This is a genomic window from Bifidobacterium hominis (assembly GCF_040095915.1).
GTDB classification, from domain to species: domain Bacteria; phylum Actinomycetota; class Actinomycetes; order Actinomycetales; family Bifidobacteriaceae; genus Bifidobacterium; species Bifidobacterium hominis.
In genome coordinates, this window is record NZ_JBBMFR010000001.1 from 165,194 (window position 1) to 188,488 (window position 23,295).

34 protein-coding genes and 1 tRNA gene are annotated in these 23,295 nt (G+C 57.8%); 33 read left to right on the forward strand and 2 right to left on the reverse strand.

Annotation, left to right across the window (positions count from 1 at the left end):
* The first annotated feature begins 8 nt into the window (after positions 1 to 8).
* The 33 genes from WMO36_RS00720 to truA all read left to right on the forward strand — a co-directional run bounded on the left by WMO36_RS00720 (position 9) and on the right by truA (position 21,635).
* Entirely contained in the window at positions 9 to 1,049 is a 1,041-nt protein-coding gene (locus tag WMO36_RS00720) for an NAD(P)-dependent alcohol dehydrogenase (RefSeq protein ID WP_302694795.1), read from the forward strand.
* Positions 1,050 to 1,088: 39 nt separating this feature from the next.
* Positions 1,089 to 2,060, forward strand: a complete 972-nt coding sequence (locus tag WMO36_RS00725; RefSeq protein ID WP_271724520.1) for an AraC family transcriptional regulator — start codon at positions 1,089 to 1,091, stop codon at positions 2,058 to 2,060.
* A 352-nt stretch (positions 2,061 to 2,412) separates the two neighbouring features.
* Positions 2,413 to 5,142, forward strand: a complete 2,730-nt coding sequence (adhE, locus tag WMO36_RS00730; RefSeq protein ID WP_099570964.1) for a bifunctional acetaldehyde-CoA/alcohol dehydrogenase — start codon at positions 2,413 to 2,415, stop codon at positions 5,140 to 5,142.
* 465 nt (positions 5,143 to 5,607) lie between these two features.
* On the forward strand, positions 5,608 to 5,916 hold the full coding sequence (gene rpsJ / locus WMO36_RS00735; RefSeq protein WP_003808013.1) for a 30S ribosomal protein S10: 309 nt from the start codon (positions 5,608 to 5,610) through the stop codon (positions 5,914 to 5,916).
* A gap of 17 nt (positions 5,917 to 5,933) precedes the next feature.
* The gene (gene rplC / locus WMO36_RS00740) at positions 5,934 to 6,575 is read left to right on the forward strand and encodes a 50S ribosomal protein L3 (protein WP_003836003.1); all 642 of its coding nucleotides are present in this window, start codon (positions 5,934 to 5,936) and stop codon (positions 6,573 to 6,575) included.
* A gap of 6 nt (positions 6,576 to 6,581) precedes the next feature.
* Positions 6,582 to 7,247, forward strand: coding sequence for a 50S ribosomal protein L4 (gene rplD / locus WMO36_RS00745; RefSeq protein WP_099594829.1), 666 nt, complete (start codon positions 6,582 to 6,584; stop codon positions 7,245 to 7,247).
* Between the two features lie 5 nt (positions 7,248 to 7,252).
* Positions 7,253 to 7,549, forward strand: coding sequence for a 50S ribosomal protein L23 (gene rplW, locus WMO36_RS00750; protein WP_003808021.1), 297 nt, complete (start codon positions 7,253 to 7,255; stop codon positions 7,547 to 7,549).
* Positions 7,550 to 7,585: 36 nt separating this feature from the next.
* Positions 7,586 to 8,416: a 50S ribosomal protein L2 gene (gene rplB / locus WMO36_RS00755; RefSeq protein ID WP_099570962.1), complete on the forward strand. Its 831-nt coding sequence runs from the start codon at positions 7,586 to 7,588 to the stop codon at positions 8,414 to 8,416.
* A 15-nt stretch (positions 8,417 to 8,431) separates the two neighbouring features.
* A complete protein-coding gene (gene rpsS / locus WMO36_RS00760; RefSeq protein WP_003808025.1) occupies positions 8,432 to 8,710 on the forward strand; it encodes a 30S ribosomal protein S19 in 279 nt (92 codons plus the stop codon).
* 16 nt (positions 8,711 to 8,726) lie between these two features.
* Positions 8,727 to 9,086 carry a 50S ribosomal protein L22 gene (gene rplV / locus WMO36_RS00765; RefSeq protein ID WP_003808026.1) on the forward strand — a complete coding sequence of 120 codons (360 nt, stop codon included), beginning with the start codon at positions 8,727 to 8,729 and terminating at the stop codon, positions 9,084 to 9,086.
* 2 nt (positions 9,087 to 9,088) lie between these two features.
* Entirely contained in the window at positions 9,089 to 9,892 is an 804-nt protein-coding gene (gene rpsC / locus WMO36_RS00770) for a 30S ribosomal protein S3 (protein WP_099570961.1), read from the forward strand.
* Between the two features lie 8 nt (positions 9,893 to 9,900).
* The gene (gene rplP, locus WMO36_RS00775; RefSeq protein ID WP_003835996.1) at positions 9,901 to 10,320 is read left to right on the forward strand and encodes a 50S ribosomal protein L16; all 420 of its coding nucleotides are present in this window, start codon (positions 9,901 to 9,903) and stop codon (positions 10,318 to 10,320) included.
* Positions 10,320 to 10,577: a 50S ribosomal protein L29 gene (gene rpmC, locus WMO36_RS00780; protein WP_003835994.1), complete on the forward strand. Its 258-nt coding sequence runs from the start codon at positions 10,320 to 10,322 to the stop codon at positions 10,575 to 10,577. Before rplP ends, rpmC begins: the two co-directional genes overlap by 1 nt.
* A complete protein-coding gene (gene rpsQ, locus WMO36_RS00785; RefSeq protein WP_003808036.1) occupies positions 10,577 to 10,837 on the forward strand; it encodes a 30S ribosomal protein S17 in 261 nt (86 codons plus the stop codon). Before rpmC ends, rpsQ begins: the two co-directional genes overlap by 1 nt.
* A gap of 91 nt (positions 10,838 to 10,928) precedes the next feature.
* The gene (gene rplN, locus WMO36_RS00790) at positions 10,929 to 11,297 is read left to right on the forward strand and encodes a 50S ribosomal protein L14 (protein ID WP_003808038.1); all 369 of its coding nucleotides are present in this window, start codon (positions 10,929 to 10,931) and stop codon (positions 11,295 to 11,297) included.
* A gap of 1 nt (position 11,298) precedes the next feature.
* Positions 11,299 to 11,634: a 50S ribosomal protein L24 gene (gene rplX, locus WMO36_RS00795; RefSeq protein ID WP_003808040.1), complete on the forward strand. Its 336-nt coding sequence runs from the start codon at positions 11,299 to 11,301 to the stop codon at positions 11,632 to 11,634.
* Positions 11,631 to 12,203 carry a 50S ribosomal protein L5 gene (rplE, locus tag WMO36_RS00800; RefSeq protein ID WP_003808042.1) on the forward strand — a complete coding sequence of 191 codons (573 nt, stop codon included), beginning with the start codon at positions 11,631 to 11,633 and terminating at the stop codon, positions 12,201 to 12,203. The genes rplX and rplE overlap by 4 nt, the downstream gene beginning before the upstream one ends.
* A 1-nt stretch (position 12,204) precedes the next feature.
* A complete protein-coding gene (locus WMO36_RS00805) occupies positions 12,205 to 12,390 on the forward strand; it encodes a type Z 30S ribosomal protein S14 (protein WP_003808046.1) in 186 nt (61 codons plus the stop codon).
* 84 nt (positions 12,391 to 12,474) lie between these two features.
* Positions 12,475 to 12,873: a 30S ribosomal protein S8 gene (gene rpsH / locus WMO36_RS00810; RefSeq protein ID WP_003808048.1), complete on the forward strand. Its 399-nt coding sequence runs from the start codon at positions 12,475 to 12,477 to the stop codon at positions 12,871 to 12,873.
* Positions 12,874 to 12,890: 17 nt separating this feature from the next.
* Positions 12,891 to 13,430: a 50S ribosomal protein L6 gene (gene rplF, locus WMO36_RS00815; protein WP_099570960.1), complete on the forward strand. Its 540-nt coding sequence runs from the start codon at positions 12,891 to 12,893 to the stop codon at positions 13,428 to 13,430.
* A complete protein-coding gene (rplR, locus tag WMO36_RS00820) occupies positions 13,430 to 13,801 on the forward strand; it encodes a 50S ribosomal protein L18 (RefSeq protein WP_003835989.1) in 372 nt (123 codons plus the stop codon). Before rplF ends, rplR begins: the two co-directional genes overlap by 1 nt.
* Positions 13,798 to 14,523 carry a 30S ribosomal protein S5 gene (gene rpsE, locus WMO36_RS00825; protein ID WP_099570959.1) on the forward strand — a complete coding sequence of 242 codons (726 nt, stop codon included), beginning with the start codon at positions 13,798 to 13,800 and terminating at the stop codon, positions 14,521 to 14,523. The genes rplR and rpsE overlap by 4 nt, the downstream gene beginning before the upstream one ends.
* Entirely contained in the window at positions 14,520 to 14,705 is a 186-nt protein-coding gene (gene rpmD, locus WMO36_RS00830) for a 50S ribosomal protein L30 (RefSeq protein WP_180753352.1), read from the forward strand. The genes rpsE and rpmD overlap by 4 nt, the downstream gene beginning before the upstream one ends.
* 2 nt (positions 14,706 to 14,707) lie before the next feature.
* Positions 14,708 to 15,154, forward strand: coding sequence for a 50S ribosomal protein L15 (rplO, locus tag WMO36_RS00835; RefSeq protein ID WP_003835984.1), 447 nt, complete (start codon positions 14,708 to 14,710; stop codon positions 15,152 to 15,154).
* Between the two features lie 241 nt (positions 15,155 to 15,395).
* The gene (gene secY, locus WMO36_RS00840) at positions 15,396 to 16,733 is read left to right on the forward strand and encodes a preprotein translocase subunit SecY (protein ID WP_099570957.1); all 1,338 of its coding nucleotides are present in this window, start codon (positions 15,396 to 15,398) and stop codon (positions 16,731 to 16,733) included.
* Positions 16,734 to 16,842: 109 nt separating this feature from the next.
* Positions 16,843 to 17,403 carry an adenylate kinase gene (locus WMO36_RS00845; protein WP_302146327.1) on the forward strand — a complete coding sequence of 187 codons (561 nt, stop codon included), beginning with the start codon at positions 16,843 to 16,845 and terminating at the stop codon, positions 17,401 to 17,403.
* 196 nt (positions 17,404 to 17,599) lie between these two features.
* Complete coding sequence (gene infA / locus WMO36_RS00850) at positions 17,600 to 17,818, forward strand: translation initiation factor IF-1 (protein ID WP_003808114.1); 219 nt, start codon at positions 17,600 to 17,602, stop codon at positions 17,816 to 17,818.
* A gap of 22 nt (positions 17,819 to 17,840) precedes the next feature.
* Positions 17,841 to 17,954 carry a 50S ribosomal protein L36 gene (gene rpmJ, locus WMO36_RS00855; RefSeq protein ID WP_003808136.1) on the forward strand — a complete coding sequence of 38 codons (114 nt, stop codon included), beginning with the start codon at positions 17,841 to 17,843 and terminating at the stop codon, positions 17,952 to 17,954.
* Positions 17,955 to 18,090: 136 nt separating this feature from the next.
* On the forward strand, positions 18,091 to 18,468 hold the full coding sequence (gene rpsM, locus WMO36_RS00860) for a 30S ribosomal protein S13 (RefSeq protein ID WP_003808138.1): 378 nt from the start codon (positions 18,091 to 18,093) through the stop codon (positions 18,466 to 18,468).
* Positions 18,469 to 18,552: 84 nt separating this feature from the next.
* The gene (gene rpsK, locus WMO36_RS00865) at positions 18,553 to 18,951 is read left to right on the forward strand and encodes a 30S ribosomal protein S11 (RefSeq protein WP_003808141.1); all 399 of its coding nucleotides are present in this window, start codon (positions 18,553 to 18,555) and stop codon (positions 18,949 to 18,951) included.
* Between the two features lie 80 nt (positions 18,952 to 19,031).
* Positions 19,032 to 20,030 (forward strand): DNA-directed RNA polymerase subunit alpha, encoded by a 999-nt coding sequence (locus WMO36_RS00870; RefSeq protein ID WP_003835980.1) that lies wholly within the window; start codon positions 19,032 to 19,034, stop codon positions 20,028 to 20,030.
* An 88-nt stretch (positions 20,031 to 20,118) separates the two neighbouring features.
* Positions 20,119 to 20,601 carry a 50S ribosomal protein L17 gene (gene rplQ / locus WMO36_RS00875; protein WP_099570955.1) on the forward strand — a complete coding sequence of 161 codons (483 nt, stop codon included), beginning with the start codon at positions 20,119 to 20,121 and terminating at the stop codon, positions 20,599 to 20,601.
* 113 nt (positions 20,602 to 20,714) lie between these two features.
* On the forward strand, positions 20,715 to 21,635 hold the full coding sequence (truA, locus tag WMO36_RS00880; RefSeq protein ID WP_099570954.1) for a tRNA pseudouridine(38-40) synthase TruA: 921 nt from the start codon (positions 20,715 to 20,717) through the stop codon (positions 21,633 to 21,635).
* Positions 21,636 to 22,060: 425 nt separating this feature from the next.
* Here truA and WMO36_RS00885 read toward each other — a convergent pair.
* Both WMO36_RS00885 and WMO36_RS00890 read right to left on the reverse strand, forming a co-directional pair.
* Positions 22,061 to 22,146, reverse strand: a tRNA-Ser gene (locus tag WMO36_RS00885).
* 209 nt (positions 22,147 to 22,355) lie between these two features.
* Positions 22,356 to 23,165: a hypothetical protein gene (locus WMO36_RS00890; RefSeq protein ID WP_349076435.1), complete on the reverse strand. Its 810-nt coding sequence runs from the start codon at positions 23,163 to 23,165 to the stop codon at positions 22,356 to 22,358.
* Between the last annotated feature and the right edge of the window lie 130 nt (positions 23,166 to 23,295).

Here is a 23,295-nt window from a genome sequence, read left to right on the forward strand (position 1 = left end):
GAATAATCATGAAGGCAGTCGTTCTCGAAGAGCAGGGCGTCATCAATGTGCGTGAGGTACCTGACGCCCCCGCACTTGGTCTGGGCGAGCTGAAGATCGCGCCGCATACTGTTGGTGTGTGCGGTTCCGATCTGCACTATTACACGCATGGTCGCGTGGGTAAATATGTGGTGAAGCAGCCGATGATTCTCGGTCATGAGGCTTCCGGCACGGTGGTTGAGGTCGGTTCTGGCGTCGAAGGCTTCAAGGTGGGCGATCGTGTGGCCATGGAGCCCGGTATTCCGGATATGAGTTCGCGTGCCAGCAAACTGGGCATGTATAACGTCGATCCTGCGGTGCGTTTCTTTGCCACTCCGCCGATTGATGGCTGCCTGTGTGAAACGGTGAACCATCCTGCGGCGTTCACCTACAAGCTGCCCGACAATGTGAGCTTCGGTGAGGGTGCGCTGCTTGAACCGTTGGCTGTGGGCATGTGGTCCGCCACCAAGGCTCGTATCAAGCCGGGCGATGTCTGCGTGGTCACTGGATCGGGCACGGTTGGCATGCTGACTGCGTCGTGTGCGTTGGCGGGTGGCGCTTCTAAGGTGCTGATTTCCGATGTGTCGGCAATCAAACTGGCGATTGCGGCCCAGATTCCAGGTATTATTCCGGTGGATCTCACCAAGGAGGATCTGGTGGAGCGCGTCCGAGAGGAAACGGGCGGTTGGGGCGCTGATGTGGCTTTCGAATGCTCGGGCTCGCCGAAGTCATACGAGACATTCTGGAAGCTGATTGCTCCCGGTGGCGCTGCCGTTATCGTTGGCATTCCGGTCAATCCGGTGGCTATCGACATTACGGAACTGCAGGCTACCGAGGTGCGCATTGAAAATATCTTCCGTTATGCCAATGTGTATCAGAAGGCCATTGACCTCGTGGCTAACGGTAAACTGAATCTGAAGCCATTCATCACCGACACCTATGCGATGGAGGATGCCAAGGCGGCGTTCGATCGCATGGCTGAGGGGCGTCCTGGAGACATCAAGCTGCAGATTACCGTGAATAACGACTGACGTTACGCACGTTACGGAACGACGAAAGGGGTCTGTGTCATGGGTGTTGTTGTCCAAGCCAATGATAATCGGCATGGGAAGGCGGCTTTGGCTCAGGCCTCTTTTGGTGGATTCGTGTCGAAAGGTGGAAGTTCGAACGATTCCGGCGTATTGGAGATCATTGTGCCGGACGCGCAGGCTTCGGTGCGTTGGACGAAGCATGGCTACCCAAGCTCGCTGGCGAAATGGCATTATCATCCTCATATTGAAATTCATCTGATTCGGGAAGGTACCGGATTGATGATGGCGGGCAATGCCGTTGTTCCGTATGAGGCCGGGCAGGTTGCGCTGATAGGTTCGAACCTTCCGCATAATTGGGTGTCCGACATCGTTCCGGGGGAGCGGCTTCGTCAGCGTGATGTGGTGTGCCATGTGCGTCCGGAAACCATGCGTCTGCTGATGTCTGGATTTCCGGAAACGTCTGGTTTTGCAATGGTGTTGAAACGTGCGGGGCAGGCGTTGGTGCTGAGTGGTGAATCCGCTCGTCAGGCCGGTTCGATTCTGGAAAGCATGGAGGAACATAGTCTTGCTTGCCGTGTTAGTGATCTGATTCGTGTGTTGGATGTGTTCGCGCATGCCCCCGCAGATGAATCCTATACGGTGGTTGCGTCCGGATACGATCCGGCTGTATGTAGTGGTGCGGAAAGTGTGGTCAATGATGCCATTGAGTACATTTCATCGCATCTGAGCGGTGAAATTAGCATGGATTTGGCCGCCCGCCAGGCCGGAATGAGCGTTTCGGCTTTCTCTCGTCTGTTCAAAAGGGCTGCAGGAATAGGGTTTTCGGATTTTGTTCGACGATTGCGTATTGGGCATGCATGCAGATTGCTGACGACCACGAATCAAAGCGTCGCTTCGATTCGTCGCGCTTGCGGATATGGTAACGCTTCGAATTTCAATCGTCGCTTCTTTGAAGAAACAGGCGAAACTCCTACTGGCTGGCGGAAAAAATACATTGGACGAACAAGATAAATAAACCGACTTTGTAAAAGTTTGATATGATTGATATCATATAGAAAATACTTTTATAAAAGATATGGAGGTGAGACTTGAGAAAGTGTGTGTGATTCATGATAAAAAGCAACAAAAACGCTCAAAATGATGTTTTTAAGGCTTTTTGATTTCATAAAAGAACGCGATCTAAACATTAAAAGAACAGAAGATAACATTTCTTTTGCGACACGACACAGTGGAACATCATATTGCATACTCACTAAAGTGTGTCCTGGGTCACAAAAGACCAGCAATGCGTCCATTCGCTTCGAGGTGGATGGAATAACGGGAAACTACTTTGCAACCCCCAAAGAATCGAGGAGGACTTCAAGTGGCAGACGCAAAGAAGGAAGAGCCGACCAAGCCGACTCCGGAAGAGAAGCTCGCCGCAGCCGAGGCTGAGGTCGACGCTCTGGTCAAGAAGGGCCTGAAGGCTCTTGACGATTTCGAAAAGCTCGATCAGAAGCAGGTTGACCGTATCGTCGCCAAGGCTTCCGTCGCAGCACTGAACAAGCATCTGGTGCTCGCCAAGATGGCCGTTGAGGAAACCGGCCGTGGTCTGGTGGAAGACAAGGCCACCAAGAACATCTTCGCCTGCGAGCACGTCACCAATTATTTGGCCGGCCAGAAGACCGTCGGCATCATTCGTGAAGACGACGTCATGGGCATCGACGAGATCGCCGAACCGGTCGGCGTCGTCGCCGGCGTGACCCCGGTCACCAACCCAACCTCCACCGCCATCTTCAAGTCGCTGATCGCACTGAAGACCCGCTGCCCGATCATCTTCGGCTTCCACCCGGGCGCACAGAAGTGCTCCGTCGAAGCCGCCAAGATCGTGCGCGACGCAGCCATCGAGGCAGGCGCTCCTGAGAACTGTATCCAGTGGATCGAGCACCCGTCCATCGAAGCCACCGGCGCCCTGATGAAGCATGACGGTATCGCCACCATCCTCGCCACCGGTGGCCCGGGCATGGTCAAGGCCGCATACTCCTCCGGCAAGCCAGCCCTCGGCGTCGGCGCTGGCAACGCTCCGGCATATGTCGACAAGAACGTCGACATCGTGCGCGCCGCCAATGATCTGGTGCTCTCCAAGCACTTCGATTACGGCATGATCTGCGCCACCGAGCAGGCCATCATCGCCGACAAGGAAGTCTACGCCCCGCTGATCAAGGAACTTAAGCGCCGCAAGGCCTACTTCGTGAACGACGAAGAGAAGGCCAAGCTCGAGCAGTACATGTTCGGCTGCACCGCATACTCCGGTCAGACCCCGAAGCTCAACTCCGTGGTGCCGGGCAAGTCCCCGCAGTACATCGCCAAGGCCGCAGGCTTTGAGATTCCGGAAGACGCCACCATTCTTGCCGCCGAGTGCAAGGAAGTCGGCGAGAACGAGCCGCTGACCATGGAGAAGCTCGCTCCGGTCCAGGCCGTGCTGAAGTCCGACAACAAGGAACAGGCCTTCGAAATGTGCGAGGCTATGCTCAAGCATGGCGCAGGCCACACCGCAGCCATCCACACCAACGATCAGGCTCTGGTCCGCGAATACGGCCAGCGCATGCACGCATGCCGCATCATCTGGAACTCTCCGAGCTCCCTCGGCGGCGTGGGTGATATCTACAACGCCATCGCACCGTCGCTGACCCTCGGTTGCGGCTCCTACGGCGGCAACTCCGTGTCCGGCAACGTCCAGGCAGTCAACCTTCTCAACATCAAGCGCATCGCTCGGAGGAACAACAACATGCAGTGGTTCAAGATTCCGGCCAAGACCTACTTCGAGCCGAACGCCATCAAGTACCTGCGCGACATGTACGGCATCGAAAAGGCCGTCATCGTGTGCGATAAGGTCATGGAGCAGCTTGGCGTGGTCGACAAGATCATCGACCAGCTGCGTGCACGTTCCAACCGCGTGACCTTCCGCATCATCGACTACGTCGAGCCGGAGCCGAGCGTCGAAACCGTCGAGCGCGGCGCCACCATGATGCGTGAGGAGTTCGAACCGGACACCATCATCGCCGTCGGCGGTGGTTCCCCGATGGACGCCTCCAAGATCATGTGGCTGCTGTATGAGCACCCGGAAATCTCCTTCTCCGATGTGCGTGAGAAGTTCTTCGACATCCGCAAGCGCGCCTTCAAGATCCCGCCGCTGGGCAAGAAGGCCAAGCTCGTGTGCATCCCGACTTCCTCCGGCACCGGTTCCGAAGTCACGCCGTTTGCTGTGATCACCGATCACAAGACCGGCTACAAGTACCCGATCACCGATTACGCGCTGACTCCGTCCGTCGCCATCGTCGATCCGGTGCTGGCACGCACCCAGCCGCGCAAGCTCGCATCCGATGCCGGCTTCGACGCCCTGACCCACTCCTTCGAAGCTTACGTCTCCGTCTATGCCAACGATTTCACCGATGGCATGGCGCTGCACGCAGCCAAGCTGATCTGGGACAACCTCGCCGAGTCCGTCAACGGCGAGCCGGGTGAAGACAAGATCAAGGCCCAGGAGAAGATGCACAACGCCGCCACTATGGCCGGCATGGCATTCGGCTCCGCGTTCCTCGGCATGTGCCACGGCATGGCCCACACCATCGGTGCTCTGTGCCACGTCGCCCACGGTCGTACCAACTCCATCCTGCTGCCGTACGTCATCCGCTACAACGGCTCCATCCCGGAGGAACCGACCAGTTGGCCGAAGTACAATAAGTACATCGCTCCGGAACGCTATCAGGAGATCGCCAAGAACCTTGGTGTGAACCCGGGCAAGACTCCGGAAGAGGGCGTTGAGAACCTGGCCAAGGCCGTCGAGGACTACCGCGACAACAAGCTCGGCATGAACAAGAGCTTCCAGGAGTGCGGTGTGGACGAGGACTACTTCTGGTCCATCCTTGACCAGATTGGCATGCGTGCTTACGAGGATCAGTGCGCTCCGGCAAATCCGCGTATCCCGCAGATCGAGGATATGAAGGATATCGCCATCGCCGCATACTACGGCGTCAGCCAGGCCGAAGGACACAAGCTGCGCGTCCAGCGCCAGGGCGAGGCTGCCACGGAAGAAGCTTCCGAGCGCGCGTGAGTCGTTTCATGTATAGGTCACCAATATTGACCTATACATAAGGTGCTTGCGCTACATCGATAGACACCATTGATAACGAGGAATTTGGTTGGATTCGTTCAACCGGGTTCCTCGTTTCTCTATGTATATGGAAAAGCATTTTCGAATGATACCGGAATGACGATCAGTTACGTTCGGCACTTCGATTCGGGGTCTGCAACAGGACTTCTGACCGCGACACGCGAGGATTTCTTAAGACTACCCCTGATGCTTAAATAAAGAAGTTGCCTGATTTTAGGGCTCGCAAATTGGAATTAAAAAAGCGAGCGTGGCACAGTGATCACGAGAGTGAAAACTGCATGGCTGCGCACTGATGTGGTATGGCCACGGAACTTCCACGGTTCCGGGAGGTCTTCTGCGCCGGTGCCCTTTGAGAAGCAGGCTGGTAAACAGTAACTAACGAATCGCTAGAAAGGGCGGAAGGCAATGGCGGGACAGAAAATCCGCATCAGGCTTAAGTCCTATGACCATGAGGTCATCGACCAATCGGCGAAGAAGATCGTCGAAACGGTGACGAACGCGGGCGCAACTGTGGTTGGCCCGGTTCCGCTCCCGACCGAGAAGAACGTGTTTGTCGTTATCCGTTCTCCTCACAAGTACAAGGATTCTCGCGAGCATTTCGAGATGCGCACTCATAAGCGTCTCATCGACATTGTGGACCCGACCCCGAAGGCCGTGGATTCCCTTATGCACATTGATCTGCCCGCAGATGTGAACATCGAGATCAAGCTGTAAGGGAGGAGGGAACCATTATGTCTAATCGCACTGCACTGCTGGGCAAGAAGCTCGGCATGTCTCAGGTCTGGGACGAGAACGGTTTCTTCGTTCCTGTGACCCTCGTTGACGTCTCCACTAACGTGGTGACCGCTGTCAAGTCCGAAGAGTCCGACGGCTACAAGGCTGTTCAGCTTGGCTACGGCCAGGTTGACCCGACCAAGGTGACTAAGCCGCTCGCCGGCCACTTCGCCAAGGCTGGCGTCACCCCGCGTCGTCACCTCGCTGAGGTCCGCACCGATAACGCCGAAGAGTTCGAGCCGGGTCAGGAGCTGACCGCTGAGCTGTTCCCGGAGGGCACCCTGGTCGACGTGACCGGTACCACCAAGGGCAAGGGCTTCGCAGGCACCATCAAGCGCTGGGGCTTCAAGTCCTATCGTCGTACCCACGGTTCTCACAAGAACGAGCGCCGTCCTGGCTCTGTTGGCGCATGCGCCACCCCGAGCCGTATCCTCAAGGGCAAGCGTATGGCTGGCCGCATGGGTCATGTAACCAACACCACGCTGAACCTCACCATCGTTTCGTCGGATGTTGAGAACGGCGTGCTCGCCATCAAGGGCGCCATCCCGGGCCCGAAGGGCAGCATCGTTCTCGTCCGTTCGGCAGTGAAGGGAGCCTGATAAATCATGGCAAACGTTACTCTGAACGTTACCGATAACCAGGGCAATGCAACCGGAACCGTCGAGGCTCCGGCTGAGATCTTCGGCTTCTCCGCCGAAGAAGTCCAGTCCCGTATCCCGCTGATCCACCAGGTTGTGGTGGCCCAGCGCGCCGCTGCTCGTCAGGGCACCCACGCCACCAAGACCCGTGGCATGGTTTCCGGCGGTGGCCGTAAGCCGTGGAAGCAGAAGGGCACCGGTCGTGCTCGTCAGGGCTCCATCCGTGCACCGCAGTGGTACCACGGCGGCACCGTGTTCGGTCCGCAGCCGCGCGACTACTCCCAGCGCACCCCGAAGAAGATGAAGGCCGCTGCTCTCAAGTACGTGCTTTCCGATCGCGCCAACGCAGGTCGCTTGGCAGTCGTGGACTTCGGTGTTTCCGAAGCCCCGTCCACCAAGGCCGCTGTTGCCGCTCTTACCCCGGTGACCGAGAACAAGTTCACCACCGTGGTGCTCTCTCGCGAGAATGTGAACGAATGGCTTTCCGTTCGTAACATCCCGACCGTTCACCCGATCTTCGCCGATCAGCTCAACACGTACGACGTGGTCACCGCTCAGTACGTGGTCTTCTCCAAGGAAGGCTTCGATGCTTTCCTCGCTGCGAAGGCTGAGCCGGCTGCAAAGGAGGCCTGATTTTCATGGTCGCTATTCACAAGCCCGCACACGACATCATCCTCAAGCCTGTCGTTTCTGAGAAGAGCTACGCTCTGTCTGATCGCGGTCAGTACACCTTCGTGGTGGCTCCGAACGCGAACAAGGTTCAGATCAAGCAGGCAATCGAAGAGATCTTCAATGTCAAGGTGACGAACGTCAACACCCTCAACCGCGCTGGCAAGCGTCAGCGCACCCGCAACGGTTTCGGCCAGCGTGTCAATCAGAAGCGCGCCATCGTGACCGTCGCCGAGGGCCAGACGATCGACATCTTCGGTAACTGAAGGCTAGCCGAGAAAAGTTAAAGGAAGAACTAGATTATGGCTATCCGCGTTTATAAGCCGACGACTGCAGGCCGCCGTAACGCGTCCGTCTCGGACTTCTCCGAGCTCACGCGTTCCACGCCTGAGAAGTCGCTGGTTCGCAAACTCAGCAAGACTGGCGGTCGTAACTCTTACGGCCGTATGACCTCCCGCCATCGTGGCGGCGGTCACAAGCGCCAGTACCGTCTCATCGACTTCAAGCGTTGGGACAAGGACGGCGTGCCGGCAACGGTCGCTCACATCGAGTACGACCCGAACCGTTCCGCTCGCATCGCACTGCTGCACTACGCAGATGGTGAGAAGCGCTACATCATCGCTCCGGAAGGCATCAAGCAGGGTGACGTCATCGAGACCGGCGCCAAGGCTGATATCAAGCCGGGAAACAACCTGCCGCTGCGCAACATCCCGACTGGTACCGTTGTGCACGCGATTGAGCTTCGCCCGCTGGGCGGCGCCAAGATCGCCCGTTCCGCAGGTGCTTCCGTGCAGCTCGTTGCCAAGGATGGCGCTTACGCCCAGCTGCGTATGCCGTCCGGCGAAATCCGCAACGTGGACGCTCGCTGCCGCGCAACCATCGGTGAGGTCGGCAATTCCGATCACGCCAACATCCAGCTCGGTAAGGCAGGTCGTGCACGTTGGATGGGCAAGCGCCCGATCACCCGTGGTGAATCCATGAACCCTGTCGATCACCCGCACGGCGGTCGTACCCGCGGTGGCAAGCCGCCGGTTTCTCCGTGGGGCAAGGGCGAGGTTCGTACCCGCCGTCCGAAGAAGGCTTCGAACAAGATGATTGTTCGTCGTCGCCCGAATGGTAAGAACCGTAAGTAAGGGAGTGTCGAGTAGATGACTCGTAGCATCAAGAAGGGCCCCTTCGTCGACGCCCACCTGCAGAAGAAAGTCGACGAGCAGAACGAGAAGGGTACGCACAACGTCATCAAGACGTGGTCCCGTCGTTCGATGATCACCCCTGATTTCATCGGACACACCTTCGCCGTTCACGATGGCCGCAAGCATGTTCCGGTGTTCGTCACCGAATCCATGGTTGGCCACAAGCTCGGTGAGTTCGCCCCGACCAAGACCTTCAAGGGTCATGTGAAGGACGACAAGAAGGCACGCCGCTAAAGGAGAGTAAGGACACATGGAAGCTAAAGCAATCGCTCGTCACGTCCGCGTGACGCCGCGCAAGGCTCGCCGTATGGTCGACCTCATCCGAGGCAAGAAGGCGACCGAAGCCATCACCATTCTGAAGTTCGCTCCGCAGGACGCATCCCTTCCGGTGCGTAAGGTCCTGGAGAGCGCCATCGCGAACGCTCGCGTGAAGGCCGACAAGGCCGGTGAGCCGTTCCGCGAGAACGACCTGGTCGTGAAGGAGACCTATGTGGACGAAGGCGTGACGCTCAAGCGTTTCCGCGCTCGTGCACAGGGCCGTGCCGCTCGTATCAACAAGCGCACCAGCCATATCACGGTCGTCGTCGCTAACAAGGAAGGAAACCGCTAAAGATGGGTCAGAAGATCAATCCGTTTGGCTACCGCCTGGGAATCACTGAGAACCATCGTTCCAAGTGGTTCTCCGATTCCAACAAGGTCGGCGAACGCTACCGCGACTTCGTTCTCGAAGATGACGTCATCCGCAAGGCCATGAGCAAGGATCTCGAGCGCGCGGGCGTGTCCCGTATCGTCATCGAGCGTACCCGCGACCGCGTGCGTGTGGACATCCACACTGCTCGCCCGGGCATCGTCATCGGCCGCCGTGGTGCTGAAGCTGAGCGCGTTCGCGCCAAGCTTGAGAAGCTCACTGGCAAGCAGGTCCAGCTCAACATCTTCGAAGTGAAGAACGCAGCACTGGACGCCCAGCTCGTCGCACAGGGCATCGCTGAGCAGCTCACCAACCGTGTGACCTTCCGTCGCGCGATGCGTAAGGCCCAGCAGGATGCCATGCGTGCAGGCGCTAAGGGTATTCGTATCAAGCTCTCCGGTCGCCTTGGCGGTGCCGAAATGAGCCGTTCCGAGTTCTATCGCGAGGGTCGCGTTCCGCTGCAGACCCTGCGCGCCCTCATTGATTACGGCTTCTTCGAGGCCAAGACCACTTACGGCCGCATCGGCGTGAAGGTCTGGATCTACAAGGGCGATATGACCGAGCGTGAGTTCGAAGAGCAGCAGGCACAGCAGGGCAACAACCGTCAGGGCCGTCGCGGCGATCGCCGTCCGCGTCGTGGCCAGCGCAACGCTGCCCCGCAGCAGAACGCAGCAGCAGAGGCTCCGGCCGCAGCTGAGGCACCTGCCGCAACGGAAACGAAGGAGTGAGCTGAGAAATGCTTATCCCAAAGAGAACCAAGTATCGTAAGCAGCACCGTCCGGTCCGCCGTGGCATGTCCAAGGGCGGAAACGAGATCGCATTCGGCGATTTCGGTATCCAGGCTCTGGCTCCAGCTTATGTGACCAACCGCCAGATCGAGGCCGCTCGTATCGCCATGACCCGCTACATCAAGCGTGGTGGCCGCGTGTGGATCACGATCTTCCCGGATCGTCCGCTGACCAAGAAGCCGCTCGGCACCCGAATGGGTTCCGGTAAGGGTACTCCGGAATTCTGGATCGCTAACGTCCACCCGGGTCGCGTCATGTTCGAGATCGGTGGCGTGTCCGAGGATGTCGCTCGCGAGGCTCTGCGCCGCGCAATCGACAAGCTCCCTATGAAGTGCCGTGTTATTGCTCGTGAAGGCGGTGACATCTGATGGCAGTCGGAACTGCAGACTACACCATGAAGAATCTGAACGAGAAGACCAACGAGGAGATCGAGGGCTTCCTCAAGAAGTCCAAGGAAGAGCTGTTCAACCTGCGCTTCCAGTCCGCGACCGGTCAGCTCGAAAACACCGCCCGCCTCAAGGCGGTCAAGCACGACATCGCCAGGATGTACACCGTCCTGCGCGAGCGTGAGCTCGGCATCAGCCAGGCCCCCGAGGCGACCGAAACGAAAGCTGAGGAGAAGTAATGGCTGAAGAGCGTAACTTCCGCAAGGTTCGTCGCGGTTACGTCGTGTCCGATAAGATGGACAAGACGATTTCCGTCGAGCTCGAGCAGCGTTCGACCCACCCGCTGTACGGCAAGGTCGTGCGTTCCACTCGTACGGTCAAGGTCCATGATGAACACAACGAGGCTCACATTGGCGACCTCGTGAGTATTATGGAGACTCGGCCCCTGAGCAAGACCAAGCGTTGGCGTCTCGATAGCATCATCGAGCGCGCTAAGTAAATAAGTTCGGCAAGGCTCCGTGAGTCACCCCGCCTGCTTCAAGCAGGCAGGCGGGGTGCTTGGGGAGAACCAGCTCGGCTAAGGAGAATCAATGATTCAGCAGGAAACGCGGCTTCATGTCGCCGACAACACGGGTGCGAAGGAACTCCTCGCCATCCGAGTGCTCGGCGGATCGAAGCGACGCTATGCCGGCATCGGCGACGTGATCGTCGCCTCCGTCAAGGACGCCATCCCTGGCGGGTCGGTCAAGAAGGGCGACGTCGTCAAGGCTGTCGTCGTCCGCACCGTCAAGGAGCACCGTCGTGTGGACGGCTCCTACATTAAGTTCGACGAGAACGCCGCCGTCATTCTCGGCTCTGGCCGTGAACCGAAGGGCACTCGTATCTTCGGACCGGTCGGTCGTGAACTGCGCGACAAGCGCTTCATGAAGATCGTGTCCCTCGCCCCGGAGGTGATCTGACATGGCAGCCAAGATTAAGAGCGGCGACCTGGTCAAGGTCATCCGCGGCAAGGATCGCGGCAAGGAAGGCACCGTCAAGCAGGTGCTCAAGGACGATCGTCTGATCGTTGAAGGCGTGCAGATCGTCAAGAAGCACGTTCGCGCCACGCAGCAGGGCCAGCAGGCCGGCATCGTGGCTGTCGAGGCTCCGATTCATCGCTCCAACGTGATGGTCATCGATCCGGAGACCAAGCAGCCGACCCGCGTGCGCATCGTCGAAAAGGAAGAGGCTCGCGACGGCAAGGTGAAGACCGTGCGTGTGCGTGTTGCCAAGAAGTCCGGAAAGGAGCTGGCATGACCGATACCACTGTCGAAGCGCCGGCAACTCCGCGCTTGAAGCAGAAGTACAACGAGCAGATTGTGCCGGAGCTGGAGAAGGAATTCCACTACTCCAACCCGATGCAGGTCGCTCGCGTTCAGAAGGTCGTCGTCTCCATGGGCGTTGGCGCCGCTGCTCGCGACTCCAAGCTCATCGAAGGCGCCGTCAAGGACCTCACCCTGATCACCGGCCAGAAGCCGAAGATCACCAAGGCTAAGAAGTCCGTCGCACAGTTCCACCTGCGCGAAGGCCAGGCCATCGGCGCTTACGTCACCCTGCGTGGCGAGCGTATGTGGGAGTTCCTGGATCGCCTTCTGACCATGGCTCTGCCGCGTATCCGCGATTTCCGTGGCATCAACGGTGACCAGTTCGACGGCCAAGGCAACTACAACTTTGGTCTCACCGAGCAGTCCATGTTCCACGAGATCGATCCGGATTCGATCGATCACCAGCGCGGTATGGACATCACCGTGGTGACCAGCACCAAGGACGACAAGGAAGCTCGCGTGCTCCTGAAGCACCTCGGCTTCCCCTTCAAGGAGAACTGATATGGCAAAAACCGCTCTTAAGAACAAGGCGGCCGCTAAGCCGAAGTTCAAGGTGCGCGCTTATACGCGTTGCCAGGTCTGCGGTCGTCCTCACTCCGTCTACCGCAAGTTCGGCCTTTGCCGCATCTGCCTTCGTGAGAAGGCCCACCGCGGCGAGCTGCCCGGCGTTACGAAGTCCAGTTGGTAAATAACGACGCTGAAGGTCCGCGGCCCAATCGCTGAAAAGCGTGCGGGCGGCGGAAACCACGGCGAGAAAGGGCAATAAGCCCAAATGACAATGACAGATCCGATCGCAGACATGCTTACGCGTCTGCGTAATGCGAGCGCGGCAAAGCACGAAACCGTGGATATGCCGTACTCCAAGTTCAAGGCGAACATCGCCGAGATTCTGAAGCGCGAAGGCTACATCAAGGACTTCACCGCTAAGGAAGCCAAGGTCGGCCAGACTCTCGAGGTCACCCTCAAGTATGGTCCGAACGGCGAGCGTTCCATCCAGGGCATCAAGCGCATCTCCAAGCCGGGCCTGCGTCGTTACGCAAAGTCCGATGCTCTGCCGATGCCGCTCGGTGGTCTTGGCATCGCAATCATCTCGACTAGCTCGGGACTGCTGACCCAGAAGGAATGCCTCGACCGAGGCATCGGCGGCGAAATCGTCGCTTTCGTTTGGTGAGAAAGGAGAGCTGAAACATGGCATCGCATATTGGTAAGCTCCCCGTCACCATTCCTGCTGGCGTGGAAGTTAAGATCGACGGTCAGTCCTTCACCGCCAAGGGCGTTAAGGGCACTGACTCCTACGAGATTCCGGAAGGCATCACCGCTCAGGTCGAAGGCAACGAGATCATCCTCGTCCCGGCTGACGATCTGCGTCCGACCCGTGCAAAGCACGGCCTGGCTCGTTCCATCGTGGCGAGCATGGTCAAGGGCGTGCACGAAGGCTATGCCAAGACCTTGGATATCGTCGGCACCGGTTACCGTGCTCAGGCGAAGGGTAAGGGTATCGAGTTCTCCCTCGGTTATTCCCACACCATCACCGTTGAGCCGCCGGAAGGCATCGAGTTCGAACTGCCGAACCCGAACCAGGTGATCGTCAAGGGTATCGACAAGCAGGCTGTCGGCCAGTGCGCCGCAAACATCCGCAAGCTTCGCGCTCCGGAACCCTACAAGGGCAAGGGCATCAAGTACTCGGATGAACGCATCCTGCGCAAGGCTGGAAAGGCTGGTAAGTAATGAGCGTCCAGATTTTCGGTAAGGGCAAGAAGGTCGCGCTCCAGCGCCGTCACGCTCGTCTGCGCAAGCGCATCAGCGGTACCCCGGAGCTCCCGCGTCTGGTGGTTACCCGTTCCAACCGTCACATGGTTGCCCAGATCATTGACGACACCAAGGGCATCACCTTGGTGAGCGAATCCACTCTGATGAGCGATTTCGCTGGTTTCGAGGGCACCAAGACCGAAGCCGCCAAGAAGGTCGGCGAACTGATTGCCAAGAAGGCTCAGGACGCAGGCATCACCGCGGTTGTGTTCGATCGTGGCGGCAACAAGTATCATGGCCGCGTCGCAGCTGTCGCTGAAGGCGCCCGCGAGGGAGGTCTGGCACTGTGAGCGACAACGAAAAGGAAACCCAAGTGGCTGAAGAAACTCAGAACACTCAGGCTGCTGCTGAGGCTACCAACGAGGATCGCAAGTCCCGTCGTGGCCAGCGTGGCGAGGGTCGTCGTGGCGAGCGTCGCAATCGTCGTGAGGAATCTCACGAGAACGAGTTGCTCGATCGCGTGGTGACCATCAACCGTGTGTCCAAGACCCACAAGGGTGGTCGTACGTTCAGCTTCGCCGCCCTCGTGGTGGTTGGCGACGGCAACGGCACCGTGGGTGTCGGCTACGGCAAGTCCCGTGAGGTCCCGGCTGCAATCGCCAAGGGCCAGCTGGATGCCAAGAAGCACATGTTCACCGTTCCGCGCATCAAGGGCACCGTCACCCACCCGGTGATCGGTCATGATGCAGCAGGTACCGTGCTCCTGCGCCCGGCTGCTCCGGGTACCGGCGTTATCGCCGGCGGTGCAGTCCGCGCCGTCATGGAATGCGCTGGCATCACCGACGTCCTGACCAAGTCGATGGGCTCCGCCACCGCCGTCAACGTGGTGCGCGCAACTGTCGACGCTCTCAAGAAGCTCGAAGAGCCGGAAGAGATCGCAGCTCGTCGTGGCATGTCCCTCGAAGAGGTGGCTCCTGACTCCCTGCTGCGTGCTCGCGCCGAAGGCATCGCCGAGGCTCGCAAGGCCCGTGAAGAAGCACAGGCCAAGGCCGCTCAGAAGGACGGTGAGTGATGACTAACCTGAACATCAAGCTGCACCACGGTCTGGTGAACTCCACTCCGAAGCAGCGTGCTGCGGCTCAGACTCTGGGCCTGAACAAGATTGGCAAGACCGTGACTCGTGAGGACACCCCGGCCCTTCGTGGCCAGCTGATGGTTCTCCGTCACCTGGTCACCGTTGAGGAGGCTGACTGATTATGGCAGATATTCTGCAGATGCATGACCTGAAGCCGGCTCCGGGCGCCAAGAAGGATCGCATTCGCGTCGGTCGTGGTGAAGGCTCCAAGGGTAAGACCTCGGGCCGTGGCGACAAGGGCACCAAGAAGCGCTACCAGGTTCGCCCGGGCTTCGAAGGTGGCCAGCTGCCGCTGTACATGCGCCTTCCGAAGCTGCGTGGCTTCAAGAGCCCGTTCAAGAAGGAGTATCAGGTCGTCAACGTCGCAGCTCTTGCGGAACTGTTCCCGCAGGGTGGCGAGATTACCGTTGCTGATCTGGTTGCCAAGGGTGCCGTGCGTGACGGCTACCCGGTCAAGGTCCTGGGCGACGGCGAGGTTTCGGCTGCCTACACCATTAAGGGTGTCAAGGCTTCCGCTTCCGCCAAGTCCAAGATTGAGGCTGCCGGCGGCTCCATCTCCGAGGACTGATTCCACGGAATGTAGCTGACTTAAGCTCGTGAGTGAGGCTTCTCCCGCTGGGGCGGGGGAAGCCTCATTTCGTTTTTCGATCCAGTACGGGGAACGAAAAACAATGCCCAGAAATCTAATAAAAAACCAGCAAAGGATGGAACACTCCACGTGTAGGTAGACGCCGTACGCTAGACTCGACCGGTAGAGTCTGTTTTTTGCATGGGTGCGCAGGCGCGCACGTCGATGGAAGGAATCCCAGGTGAGGACGTTAATCCAGGCCTTGAAAACCAAGGAGTTGAGGAACAAGATCCTCTTCACTCTTGGCATCATCATCATTTATCGTATTGGCTCGTTCATTCCGACCCCAGGTGTCGACTACAAGGTGGTCCAGGAGTGCGTCGGCTCGATGAACAGCACCTCCGAGAACTTCATTAGTCTGGTGAACCTCTTCTCCGGCGGCGCAATGCTGCAGCTGTCGATCTTCGCACTGGGTGTCATGCCGTACATCACGGCATCCATCGTCATCCAGCTGCTCCGCGTGGTCATTCCTCGCTTTGAGGCGCTGCATAAGGAAGGCCAGTCTGGCGAAGCCAAGCTGACCCAGTACACTCGCTACCTGACCATTGGCCTCGCTGTGCTGCAGTCCACCACCATTCTGGTGACCGCCCGCTCCGGCGCCCTGTTTAACTACCAGTGCTCCCAGGTCGTGCCTGACGGTTCCGTCTGGAACCTCGTGGTCATGGTGCTGATCATGACCGGTGGTACGGGCCTGATCATGTGGATGGCCGAATTGATCACCGATAAGGGTCTTGGCCAGGGTATGTCCATCCTTATCTTCATGTCCATCTGCTCCGGCTTCCTGCCGCAGTTGTGGGAGATCGGTTGGGGTACCAAAGGCACCGATGGCAATTGGGGGAAGTTTGCCGCGGTCGTCGGCGTGCTGTTGGTCATCATGATTCTCGTCATCTATGTCGAGCTTTCCCAGCGCCGTATTCCGGTGCAGTACACCCGTCGTATGATTGGCCGCAAGATGTACGGCGGATCCTCCACCTATCTGCCGCTGAAGATCAATATGAGCGGCGTTATCCCGCCGATCTTCGCGTCCTCCATTCTGGCCATTCCGACCCTGATCGCACAGTTCGGCAATTCCAGCCAGTCCTGGGTCAAGTGGATCAACTCCAACCTGGCCAACACCACTTCCGTGTGGTACATCGCACTATACGCGCTGATGATCGTGTTCTTCTGCTTCTTCTACACGGAAATCACCTTCAACCCGGACGAGACCGCAGACAACATGAAGCAGTATGGCGGCTTCATTCCGGGCATCCGCGCAGGCAGCGCCACCAGCCGTTATCTGAGCTACGTGATGAACAGGCTCAACACCGTCGGCGCCGTGTACCTGCTATTCGTGGCGCTTATTCCGACCGTGCTCATCATGGCGCTTGACCTCAACACCAAGTTGCCGTTCGGCGGCACCACCATCCTGATCATCGCAGGCGTCGGCCTCGACACCCTGCGTCAGGCCAAGGCTCAGACCGAACAGTTCCAGTACGCTGGATTCCTGTTCGAGAGCACTGACCACAAGGAAGGCAAGTAAAGCCTTGAAATCGTGATACCGTTTCGGCATGAGGCGGTATCACGATTTTTTATATAAACAATCGAGAATCAGAAAGCCTCGAAAGAGGCCAAATGAAACGGAGAACAATATGCGACTGCTGATCATGGGACCTCAGGGCGTCGGCAAGGGCACTCAGGCTGCTCTGCTGAGCGAACACTACGGTATTCCGGCAATCTCCACCGGCGATATCTTCCGCTACAACATCAAGAACAAGACTGAGCTTGGCGTTGAGGCGCTGAAATACATCGATAAGGGCGAACTGGTTCCTGACGAGCTGACCAACAAGATCGTCAAGGATCGCTTGGCCATGGACGATGCCAAGAACGGTTGGATTCTCGATGGCTACCCGCGCAACGCCTCCCAGGTCGAAGCGCTGGATGCCATCCTTGCCGATCTGAACACTCCGCTGGACGCCGTGGTGGCTCTCGACGCCGACCATGACGTGCTTATGGAGCGCATGAAGAAGCGCGCCGAGATCGAAGGACGCTCCGACGACACTCCGGAAGCAATCGCCAAGCGCCTCGACGTGTATGCCAAGGAAACCGCTCCGCTGCTGGCAACCTACGAAGAGCGTGGCCTGCTGAAGACCTTCAACGGCGTCGGTTCCATCGAAGAGATCCAGTCCACCATCGTGGCTGAACTCGGCTGAAATAGCTAAAATAGCTGAGGATTGGGCTGATTCGAATCATATGCATAGATAAGAAAGCCCAATAAAATACCATAAGTCGATCAAAAACGGGAATTGCGACACGCCGAACGTGCCGTAATTCCCGTTTTCGTGTATTCTTGCAAGTTGGTGTGTCTTCGGGCACTCATAGTAATCGCCAAAGAACGGAACGAGGCTCATGGCTAAAGACGGTGTGATTGAAGTCGAAGGACAGGTAGTGGAAGCACTGCCGAACGCGATGTTCCGCGTTGAACTCGAGAACAAGCATATCGTGCTCGCAACCATCTCGGGCAAGATGAGGAAGAACTACATCCGCATTCTGCCGCAGGATCGTGTTGTGCTTGAAATGAGCCCCTACGATCTGAACCGCGGCCGTATTACGTACCGTTACAAGTAAGGTACATAAGCAAAGGAAAACCATGAAGGTCAGCCCTAGTGTGAAGAGGATCTGCGAGAATTGCCGCGTGATCCGTCGTCACGGCCGCGTCATGGTGATCTGCGTCAACCCGCGCCACAAGCAGCGTCAGGGCTGAGAGTAGATCCAGCGGCACAATAAGTACAGGCGCTGAGTCACAGATCGCGCAAGCGATATGAACCCCGGGTACGCAGGCCCGGGCCGGGAAACCGGACGACTCGGTGCAAGACCTGCGGAAAACAGAAGGAATCGCAATGGCACGTCTTGCCGGAGTCGACATCCCCAATGAGAAGCGCATCGAGATCGCCCTCACCTACATCTTTGGTGTGGGTCGCACTCGTGCCAAGGAAACGCTTGCCGCGACCGGTATCAACCCGGATATTCGCGTCAAGGATCTGACGGATGAGCAGCTGATCACGCTGCGTGACTACCTCGAGGGTAACTATAAGATCGAGGGTGATCTGCGTCGTGAAATCGATGCGGATATCCGTCGTAAGATTCAGATCAACTGCTACCAAGGCCAGCGTCACCGTAAGGGACTTCCTGTGCGCGGTCAGCGCACCAAGACCAATGCGCGCACCCGCAAGGGACCGAAGCGTACGGTCGCCGGAAAGAAGAAGGCCACCAAGTAATCGGTGGCTGTCAGTTCAGACCACGAGACGTAAGTTTCATCGCCTGAACAAAAAAGCAAATTCGTTATTAGGAAACGAGGGTCAATGGCAGCTCAAAAGCAAGCCGCGCGCAAGCCGCGTCGCCGCGACCGTAAGTCGGTCCCGGTTGGGCAGGCGCACATCAAGTCCACTTTCAACAACACCATCATTTCGATCACCGACCCGTCCGGCGCAGTTGTGTCCTGGGCGTCCGGTGGCGATGTCGGCTTCAAGGGCTCCCGTAAGTCTACGCCGTACGCCGCTGGCATGGCCGCTGAATCCGCAGCCCGCAAGGCTATGGAGCACGGTCTGAAGAAGGTCGACGTGTTCGTAAAGGGTCCGGGTTCCGGTCGTGAAACCGCTATCCGTTCCCTGCAGTCCGCCGGACTCGAAGTCGGTTCCATTACCGACGTCACCCCGCAGGCACACAACGGCGTTCGTCCTCCGAAGCGCCGTCGCGTCTGAGCACTAGAAAAAATCATCAATCCAACGCCGCTTATGGCCGGTGAGTGCACCACCGGCCTGAAGCTGAAAGGATAACCACAGTGCTTATCGCACAGCGTCCGACACTTACCGAGGAATCTCTCAACCCTCAGCGTTCCCGCTTCACCATCGAGCCTCTCGAGCCTGGTTTCGGTTACACGCTTGGCAACTCGCTGCGCCGCACCCTCCTGAGCTCCATCCCTGGAGCGGCTGTGACTTCGGTGCGTATCTCCGGCGTCCCGCACGAGTTCACCACTCTGCCGGGTGTTGAAGAGGACGTTACCGAGATCCTGCTGAACATCAAGGGCATCGTGCTCACCAGCGAATACGATGAGCCGGTTGTCATGTATCTGCGCAAGAGCGGCAAGGGCGAGGCCACCGCGGGTGACATCACCCCTCCGGCCGGCGTCACCATCGCCAACCCGGATATGCATATCGCAACCCTCGCGGAAGATGGGGAACTCGAAATCGAGTTCACCGTCGAGCGTGGTCGTGGTTATGTGCCTGCCCAGATGAACAAGCAGGATAACGCCGAGATCGGTCGTATTCCGGTCGACTCGATTTACTCCCCGGTGCTCAAGGTGAGCTATCGTGTGGAAGCCACCCGCGTTGAACAGCGCACTGACTTCGACAAGCTCATCCTGGACGTGGAGACCAAGCCGGCAATCTCCCCGCGCGATGCAGTCGCATCCGCAGGCTCCACCTTGGTGGAGCTCTTCGGCCTGTGCCGCGAGCTCAATACCCAGGCTGAGGGCGTCGAAGTTGGACCTGCCCCGGTGGCAGAGGAAACCAACCCGGAGATGGCCGTTCCGATCGAGGATCTCAACCTCACCCAGCGCAGCTACAACTGCCTGAAGCGTGAAGGCATCCACACGATCGGCGAGCTGGTCGCCCACACTGAGCAGGATCTGCTCGACATCCGCAATTTCGGTATGAAGTCCATCGACGAAGTCAAGGAAAAGCTCCAGTCCTTGGGTCTGGCTCTCAAGGCTTCCCCGCTGGGCAACTTCGATACCAACAACCTCGAAGGTGGCACTTTCTTCTCGCCGGAAGACGAGTGATTCGCCGCTTTTGACCTAACCGCTTCGTCGGATTCGGATGTTCGGGCGACTGCCCACCTGAATCCGACGGGGCTTTCAAGGAGAAACAATGCCTACACCAAAGAAGGGTCCGCGTCTGGCCTCCAGCCCGGCTCATGAGCGTCTTATGCTCGCGAACATGGCTACCAGCCTGTTCCAGCGCGGCCGCATCACCACCACCCTGCCGAAGGCCAAGCGCCTTCGTCCGCTGGCTGAGCGCCTGATCACGCTCGCCAAGCGTGGTGATCTGCACAGCCGCCGTCGCGTGATGCGTGTCATCCGCAACAAGTCCGTCGTGCACAAGCTGTTCACCGAGATCGCCGAGCAGATGGAGCAGCGTGAGGGTGGCTACACCCGCATCGTTAAGATCGCTCCGCGTCGCGGCGATGCCGCTCCGGCAGCCGTCATCGAGCTCGTCACCGAGCCGGTGAGCCCGAAGCAGGCTGTGGTCAAGGAAGCCGAAGCTGCAACCAAGGTTGCCGCTGAAGAAGCTCCGGTTGTCGAAGAGGCACCGGTTGAGGCTCCGGAAGCCACCGCAGAGAACGCCGAGTGATTGGCATCAAGCAGGCTTGACTAGCTGATACAGAAGGCTGGGAATCGAAAGGTTTCCAGCCTTTTTGTTATGTGTTGTTATGTGTTGCCATGTGTTGTTATGCGCCTTTTGTTATGCTCATTGCCGTGAGATTACGTATCGACTTGGCATATGACGGCACCGATTTTTACGGATGGGCGAAACAGCCTGACATGCGCACCGTGCAAGGTGAGATCGAACGGGTGCTGCATACCATTCTGCGGGTGCCGGAAGGCGACGACGACGAGCCGTTGCGCCTGACCGTCGCAGGTCGTACCGATACCGGCGTGCACGCGTCGCACCAAGTTTGCCATCTCGATATCAATGAAGAGACACTTGCACGTTGCGTCGGGCATATGCAGGTCGAACCGGCGATGGCGTTGACGCGACGACTGCAACGCATGCTGCCGAACGATATTGCCATTCGTTCCATCAAAGAGGCTTCTAAAGGATTCGACGCACGTTTTTCCGCGCTGGAACGCACCTACGTATATCGCATTGCCGACCGATCAAGCGAAATCGATCCACGTACCAGAAATTGCGTGCTTCATATCGACGATGATCTCGACATCGAAGCCATGAACAAGGCTGCTGAAATGACGATCGGTCTGCATGATTTCGGCTCGTTCGCAACTCCCAATCCGGGAGGAACCACCATACGCGAGGTCAAAACCGCGTATTGGAGGCGCATACCGCAGCATCCGCTTATCGACGACGGAGCCACCATGGGGGAGCGGTACCGAACGCCCGCCTTGGAATCGGGACTGCTCTGCTTCACCATCGTCGCCGACGCATTCGCACGCAATATGGTGCGTTCGTTGGTTAACGGTTGCGTACAGGTCGGTATCGGCAAACGTTCCTTGGATTGGTTCGCCGGAAAAATGGTGACGCCGTTGCGTGAAGGCAGCACCGGCCCGATCGCTCCGCAAGGATTGACGCTCGAACATATCGAATATCCGAAAGACGACCAGTTGGCGATTCGTGCCGAAGCGATTCGTGCGAAGCGCACTTTGTAAGAGCACATACTGTATAGCAGCACAGAAGATCGCACTATACGATCGCACCAGATATCGCATCGCAAAACTGCATCAAGCAATCGCAAGAAAAACGGAAAACGAGATATAGTTCGAAAAGAACACGAGAATCATGCGAAATGCCATGACGACGTTACGTCGTTCTCACGAGTCCGTGACCGAGACGCAATCGTAATAATTCGTTGCATTTTAGGGTAATCGAACGCCAGTACGTCTTCTATCGAGGATTGAGCGGCCTTAAGACGGGCATGCATTTTCAGGGGTAGAAGAAGTGTGCGACGATGAATGAAGGCATAAAAGTTGCAAATCGCCTGAAGCAATAACCTTGGTTCCTATGTGCTCCTACGTGCCACAGGGCCGTAAGCAATAAAAAAACCGAAGCGCCATTGCTCCGGTTTTTCTGCTTGCGGATAAGGCGAGATTCGAACTCGCGGAGGGGGTTGCCCTCACACGCTTTCGAGGCGTGCTCCTTAGACCGCTCGGACACTTATCCACTGCGCCGCTTGAAAACAAGCAACTTTATTATTTTGCCACAGCTTTGGCGATTGTCAAATCCGGCTATGAGATTTTTGCGATGTCCGCGATTGTTCGGCGTGTCTTGGCTGCATGGATGATGCGTCACGTTGTCAGGCTCGTGGTTGCGTGGGTATCGCGTGAACTGTTGCGTGGATTGGCGCATGTGTTGATGTGTGTTGATGTGCGCTATTCGAACAGTGCCTCGTCGAATGATGGATAGCCCCATGTGAGAGCCAGATCCACACGGTCGGCGATCATGCTGGTAAGTACGCCCAGAGACTGTTGCCTTGAATCATCCGAAGAGTTTTCTGCGGTCATGCGGGATTGTGCTGAGTCACCTGTCGAATTCGAGCTTGATGCGACGGCCGCGATTTCGCTGCGCGCGCAATTCATTTCAATGACGGCGTCGGTCGGTGCGAACAATCCAGTTGTGGAATCCACCATGGTGTTGGGATTGGCGAGCAGTTGCGTGACATCATATGTTTTCGCACGATCGTCTTTGGCTCCGGAGAAAGAAATCAGTCGCTGCGAAGTTGTTTTATGACGATCGCTGATATCGAGCGTCGCATGTCCGACGGAACGTGCCGCGAAAACCCCCATCGCAAATCCTGCCTGATCTTCCGCAACGGACATGGCGGAAAGCGAATCCGCGTCAATATCAAACGAATCGATGCCGTCACAACGCGACAGCGTGGGCTGTGCGATGTTGATCGCAAGTCGCGCCGCCATCAAACGGGCAGTGTGACGGGCCTGCGCGCTACGCAACGTGCCGTCGGCGAACCGTGCAGGGCAGTAGGCAGCGGTGTTCGCCCAATCTGAAATCGCCTCCTGTGCGGCGAGATAGCGCATGACGATATGGCGTGACTTGTCTGCCATGATATCGGCGTTGGCAGTCGCGTCGGCATATGCCTTCTCGCAAGGACTTGGCTGCTGTTCCGCTTCGGCGCGGCCAGAGATTCGGGGTGCGGAGCAGGCGGTCAGAGACGCTACAAGCAAGCCTATGCATGCCAAGACGCAGACGCGTCTTGAGGTCGACGAGACCGAGGGGAAAAGAGGGGAACGTGTCTGCATGAAATATTAGACTAATAGTCGACTGTGACCATTGGGCCGAGCGCTCGGAATAACT